Raw genomic sequence first — 5375 nt, 5'->3', positions numbered from 1 at the left:
GTGACGCGGTCGATGCGATCTCGGGTGGCGTCGCCGATCGGCGCCGCCTCGCGCGATCGACGCATCTCAGAGCACCTCCGTGAAGTCGACGAGGTCGATCGCCGTCCGCGGGATCGTGGGGTAGCTCTCGCCGAAGTAGTCGCCGTCGAGGTGGACGTAGTAGAGGTGGTCGACGTCGTACTCCAGGCCCGCCCGGAAGCCGATGATCGACCAGAACTTCCGGCCGGGCGTGACGTCGACGGCGATCTCGGCGTCCGCGTCCCGGGCGTCCTCGATCGCGCCGCTGAGGTAGGCGACGATCGCGTCGAAGTCGCGCTCCTCGGCGATCGTCTCGACGGAGACGGTCGGTTCCGCGCCCCCGTTGGCGGTGACGACCGTCTTGATCATCGACGCCGCCGCGTCCGTGACGTCCGTGATCCCCGGATTGTCGAGGACGTAGACGTCCGTCGGCCGGTACCCCTCGTGGCAGGCCGCCGCGAGCGCGTTGACGACCGGCCCGACGCTCGTGGAGCCGTTGGTGATCCAGACCCGATCCATCGGTGTGTGCGATGCGTTCTCTTGTCAAATAAGTGGGGGTCGTGCCGGACGGTCGGTGTGTCGGTCGGCTTCGGGGCGGTGGTCGGCCGTTCGCGCGCCGATCGGCGTCGAATACGTTCCGTCGCCGGCGACGCCTCGTCGATCGCTCCCGGCGGCGATCACTCGCGATCCGCTCGCCGAACCGAGCCTTCACCGTCCGCTTCCGGCGGCGATCGATCGCGATCACCACGGACGCCGACCCGTCGATCCGACCGCCTCCATCGAGCGCACGGTCGGCGACCATCCGGAATACCGAAACTCATTCGGATAGCTGAGAACCGATCGAAAAAGTCACGTACGAGTGTGTGTCACGATATCGTATGTCTCGGCACGATCCGAACGGGCGGGACGACTCGGTGAAACGATCCAACGACTCGGTGGAACGGCGCGACGACTCGGACGAACCGCGCGGAGATCCGGACGGACGATTCGCGCAGAGCAGGCGCGAATTCGTCGCCACGACGGCGGGCGTCTCGCTGGGAGCGGCCGGCGCGATCGGGGCGGCCGGTACGGCGGGGGCGACGTCGGGGGACACGTTGACGATCGTCCACGACACCCACTTCCACGGCCGCTTCGAGGATGCGGCCGATCCCGAGAAGAACGTCGCTCGCTACCACACGATGGTCGACGCGCTCCGCGACGAACACGAGAACGCGATCTTCCTCGGGATCGGCGACGACCTCGCGCCCTCGCTGCTCGGCCTCGAGTTCCAGGGCGAGCACGTGATTCCGGCGCTCAACTACATGGAGCCGGCGGCGATCGGCGTCGGCAACCACGAGTTCGACTTCGGCGCCGACGTCGCGATCGAACGGTTCGAGGAGAGCACGTTTCCGTGGGTCGTCGCGAACCTCCTCACGGACGAGGGGGAGCCGATCCCCGGCACCGAACGGTGGACGACGATCGCGGTCGGGGACGTCACCGTCGGCGTCTTCGGTCTCGGCACCGACAACTTCCACGCCATCACGGACTACCCCGACGACTGGCAGGTTCTCGACACGATCGAGGCCGCCGAAGCGGCCGTCGACGCCCTCAGAAACGACGAGGGCGCGGACTTCGTCGTCGGCGCGCTCCACCTCTCGACGGGGAGACAGCGCGAGGTCGCGGACGCGGTCGACGGCCTCGACGCCATCGTCGGCTCGCACTCGGGGACCCTGTTCGAGGAACCGGAGGTGCGGGGGGACGGAACGGTGCTCAGCGAGTTCGACGACGAGTTCGACCACCTCGGCCGGCTGACGTTCGACGTCGCCTCCGGCGAGCTGGTCGACTGGGAACGCGTCGACTTCTACAACGGGGAGTTCGAGGATCCGCCGAGCGATCACGAGAACCACCGCCCGGTCGACGTCCACGACGTCGAGGAGGACGAGTTCCTCCGCGAGCACGCGGACGAGTGGATCGCGGATCTCGAGGAGCGGCTGGGGCGCCCCTTCTTCGAGTCCGCGGTCGAGCTCGACGCCACGTTCGACACGAACTACGCGCGCGAGAGCCGGTGGGGCAACCTCATGACCGACGTCATGCGCGAGGTCGGCGGCGACGAGCTCGACGTCGACGTCGCGATCCAGAACGCCGGCGGCATCCGCTCGAACGCCACGTACGGCCCCGGCGAGATCACGGGGCTCGACGTGATGAACGTGCTGCCGTTCCCCAACGAGATCGAGGTCGTCGAGGTGACCGGCGAGGTCCTGTCTCGGTACCTCGAGGACGTCACTCGGCCGCTCTCCGACGGCAGCACCTTCGGCGCGCAGCCGGCGATCCAGGTGTCCGGTCTCCAGTACGAGTGGCGCGGCCACGACGGCGAGAGCGAGCTCCTCTCCGCGTTCGTCGGCGGTGAACCGCTCGCGGCCGACGACACGTACCTCGTCGCGAGCAACGACTTCGAGATCGGTCGCTCGATCCTCGGCGAGGAAGGCGAGATCGTCGTCCACTCGGGGCAGTACCTCGGCCCGTTCGTCCTGGACCGTCTCGAAGAGCGCGGGACCGTCGACCCCGAGATCGAGGGGCGCATCCTCCGCGTGGACGAGGACGTCGGGGAGCACCGCGAGGTCGTCCGACGGCGGGGCGAGACGCTGTTGCGGTTCCCGGTACCCGAGGGTGCCGAGGCGATCGAGGGCGTCGAGACGTTCTACGCGCTCGCGGAGGACTACGAACGTCTCGAGCCCGCGAGCGTCTCGGTCGAGGGCGACGACCTGTGGATCGGCTTCCGGACGAGCGACCTCCAGCCGCTGGTCGCCGGCGACGATGACCTCGATCTCCGCGTCTTCGGCGGTTTCGACCCCGACGAGGAGTACTACGACTACCGCGACGACGGCGAACTCATGGAGCTCCCCGTCGCTGCCACCTGGGACTACTTCAAACTGAAGGCCACCGTCGACACGACGGACCCGTCGCTGCGCCCCGACTGACCCGTCGCTGCGCTCCGACCGACCGGTCACTGCGCCCCGACCGACCGGTCGCTGCGTCCCGACTGACGCGGGGCCTTCCCCCGTCGTCTCCTGCGGGTCGCTCCCGCCGATCGACCGTCGGCCCGTCGGCGGCCTCGAGCGCGGCCGATTCGCCGCCGGTGCTCGTCACTCGGGGTTTACTTTTGCGGGGTTGACCACAATTCCGACCGCAGAAGTGGGCGTCTCGGTCGGTTTCTCTGGAGTGGATCTAACAAGATGGCGGGTCCAGGTGAACTGATCGGGTCGTCGGACATAGCCTCGCATCCGCCGACGAACGATCCGAAGACACCGAGGCTACTTCCTGTCGAACGGTCGAGTTACCGCGCACGTTCACACCCGCTCACCGAGCCCGTTCCGGATCGATTCCGAGGGACGCCGCGAACCGTGTCACGGTCGCGTCGACGACGTCCGCTCGCAGTCGTTTCAGTTCGCGACGGACGTCGTCGTCGGCGATGGAGGCGACCGCCCAGGGGAGGATCGAACTCGGTTTCGGGAGGCCGCCCTCGATCAGGTCCCCGTCGTCGATCGGGATCCGCTCGCCGTACCACGTTTTCGTCGACAGCGTGAGCGCGACGAACTGCTCGCCGTGAAACGGCGTATCGGCCGTGCTGATGATCACTCACGGACGCCCCGGTTCTCCGTCTTTGAACTGATCGGCCGCGAAGACGATCGTTCCGCACTCCAGCGTCACTCTTCGTCCCGTTCGCTCGCCTCGATCCACTCGTCCGGGTCTTCCTCGCCGTACAGGTCGTCGAAGCGCTCCATCGTCCCATGGGTATCGTATGCGCGGCGGAGCCGATCGAGATCGTCCGTGATGGCCCAGTACGGTCCCTTGTGGCGGACGAGTTCCCGCTCTTCGAGCCGCGAGAGGACGGGGTGGATCGAGTTTTCGTTCACCTCGGTCCGTCGGGCGATCTCCCTGGCCTTCCACGCCCGGTCCCTGTTGTGGTAGCGGAACCGGAGAACGAGCTCGGCGTTGCTCAGCCCCCCGAGCTCTTCCGGCGACGACTCGTCGAACCGGTCGATGTCGATGGACATACGCGACGAGTTCGTCGGTGTGTACTCGAGTGCATCCGATAGACGTGATATATGGATGTATCCTGTGTACGCTTCGAACAGGGCGTCGATAGCACCCCTCAAGTACGATTTCGAATTCGTCATCAGCCGGAAGGATTTTTCGAGCGGGCCGGAATGGACGACGCGTGACCCGCGGCCTGGAGCCCACGGAAGAGACCGACGGCCGGATCACGGTCCGACTGCTGCGCGACGCCGGCGAGAACCGGGTGATCCGGTGCGGTTCCTACGAGGCCGCGATCGAGATCGTCAGGGAGCGCGCGGACGCCGTCGCCGCCGCGAAGATCGTCGACCGGGACGGCGACGTCGTGTTCACGTCCGCCGAGATGGACGTCGACGCGTGGGAACGCGACTGGGAGCGCCAGAAACGTCACCTCTCGGTCTCGGTCGACGAACGCGAGTGTCCGTACGACGATCGGGCCTGTTTCGCCGACGACCCGTGCGTGCGCTGCGAACTGGACGCGATGCAGGCGCGGTATCGCGGGACGTAGCGACCGGACGGCGGGGCGCCGATCCCGGCCGCTCGCTCGTCGAGGCGCGACCGGGCGGGCCGGATCGAGGGTTCGGCAACGTCGGCGGACGGACGACCGATGGCCGGACCGCGGTCCCGCTCATCCCGTGTCGTCCGGGTCGATCTCCTCGCCGTCGAGTTCGATGATGTCGCCCTCGCCGGCGTCCAACGCCTCGCCCAGTGCCTCGAGGTGCTCGTCGGCCTCCTCGCGGAGCTCCTTCGCGGTTTCCAGTCCGATCTCTCCGTCCTCGAGCGTCTCGGCGATCTCTTCGAGGCGCTCGATCCGGCTCCCGATGTCGACGTCGGCGTCCGCGGTCATACGACTCGGATGCGGGTCGATCGTCTTGAAACTACGCCAGGGCGAGCGCGGTTCCCCTCCGGTCCGGGCCGGCGCGGACCGAGTCGGGATCGCGTCGCGCTACAGGAGCAGGAAGACGACGATCGCGGCGCCGACCAGGAGTAGCGCGAGCAGCGCGGCGACGACGATCCGCAGGCGCCTGGCCTCGGCCGTCCCGGCCGCGATTCGCGCCTCGGCCTCGACGTCCCGGTAGGCGTCGTCGATGCGCGCCTCGAGCGACTCGAGCTCGCGCTCGACGCGACGCTCGTAGGCCCGGTCGATCCGGGCTTCCAGGTCGCCGATGCGGGCCCGGGCCGCTCGCTCAGTGACGGCGTCCGTCTCGGCGGCGTGTTCGCGCTCACGGAACGCCGTCTCGACGCGGCGATCGATCGCCGCGAGCCGGTCCGCGACGAGGGTGTCGTAGGCCGCCGCGATCCGC

At 68.2% G+C, this 5375-nt stretch carries 6 protein-coding genes and 1 pseudogene; 2 read left to right on the top strand and 5 right to left on the bottom strand.

Annotated features, from left to right (window positions below; all coding sequences use genetic code 11):
- Positions 1–66: 66 nt before the first annotated feature.
- On the bottom strand, positions 67–537 hold the full coding sequence (locus QZT59_RS18965; protein ID WP_290819505.1) for a hypothetical protein: 471 nt from the start codon (positions 535–537) through the stop codon (positions 67–69).
- Positions 538–932: 395 nt separating this feature from the next.
- Here QZT59_RS18965 and QZT59_RS18960 point away from each other — a divergent pair, with 395 nt between their 5' ends.
- Complete coding sequence (locus tag QZT59_RS18960; RefSeq protein ID WP_290819504.1) at positions 933–2975, top strand: bifunctional UDP-sugar hydrolase/5'-nucleotidase; 2043 nt, start codon at positions 933–935, stop codon at positions 2973–2975.
- A 379-nt stretch (positions 2976–3354) separates the two neighbouring features.
- Here the strand turns inward: QZT59_RS18960 and QZT59_RS18955 are convergent, their stop codons facing one another.
- Both QZT59_RS18955 and QZT59_RS18950 read right to left on the bottom strand, forming a co-directional pair.
- A complete protein-coding gene (locus tag QZT59_RS18955; protein ID WP_290819502.1) occupies positions 3355–3633 on the bottom strand; it encodes a type II toxin-antitoxin system PemK/MazF family toxin in 279 nt (92 codons plus the stop codon).
- A gap of 68 nt (positions 3634–3701) precedes the next feature.
- Positions 3702–4052 carry a MarR family transcriptional regulator gene (locus QZT59_RS18950; protein WP_290819500.1) on the bottom strand — a complete coding sequence of 117 codons (351 nt, stop codon included), beginning with the start codon at positions 4050–4052 and terminating at the stop codon, positions 3702–3704.
- Between the two features lie 164 nt (positions 4053–4216).
- Here QZT59_RS18950 and QZT59_RS18945 point away from each other — a divergent pair, with 164 nt between their 5' ends.
- Complete coding sequence (locus tag QZT59_RS18945) at positions 4217–4579, top strand: hypothetical protein (RefSeq protein WP_290819498.1); 363 nt, start codon at positions 4217–4219, stop codon at positions 4577–4579.
- Between the two features lie 120 nt (positions 4580–4699).
- Here the strand turns inward: QZT59_RS18945 and QZT59_RS18940 are convergent, their stop codons facing one another.
- The gene (locus QZT59_RS18940; protein WP_290819497.1) at positions 4700–4918 is read right to left on the bottom strand and encodes an exodeoxyribonuclease VII small subunit; all 219 of its coding nucleotides are present in this window, start codon (positions 4916–4918) and stop codon (positions 4700–4702) included.
- Between the two features lie 99 nt (positions 4919–5017).
- Positions 5018–5375: pseudogene (locus QZT59_RS18935) on the bottom strand (exodeoxyribonuclease VII large subunit); the annotation flags it as partial.

The sequence above is a fragment of the Halovivax sp. genome (genome assembly GCA_007119345.1).
Lineage (GTDB): Archaea > Halobacteriota > Halobacteria > Halobacteriales > Natrialbaceae > Halovivax.
The sequence above is the reverse complement of the archived record's forward strand: the minus strand, read 5'-3'. Positions and strand labels throughout refer to the sequence as shown.

Bases quoted from the DNA above. Each gene is read 5' to 3' on its own strand.
- QZT59_RS18965 (WP_290819505.1), bottom strand. From the start codon at position 537: ATGGATCGGGTCTGGATCACCAACGGCTCCACGAGCGTCGGGCCGGTC.
- QZT59_RS18950 (WP_290819500.1), bottom strand. From the start codon at position 4,052: ATGTCCATCGACATCGACCGGTTCGACGAGTCGTCGCCGGAAGAGCTC.
- QZT59_RS18940 (WP_290819497.1), bottom strand. From the start codon at position 4,918: ATGACCGCGGACGCCGACGTCGACATCGGGAGCCGGATCGAGCGCCTC.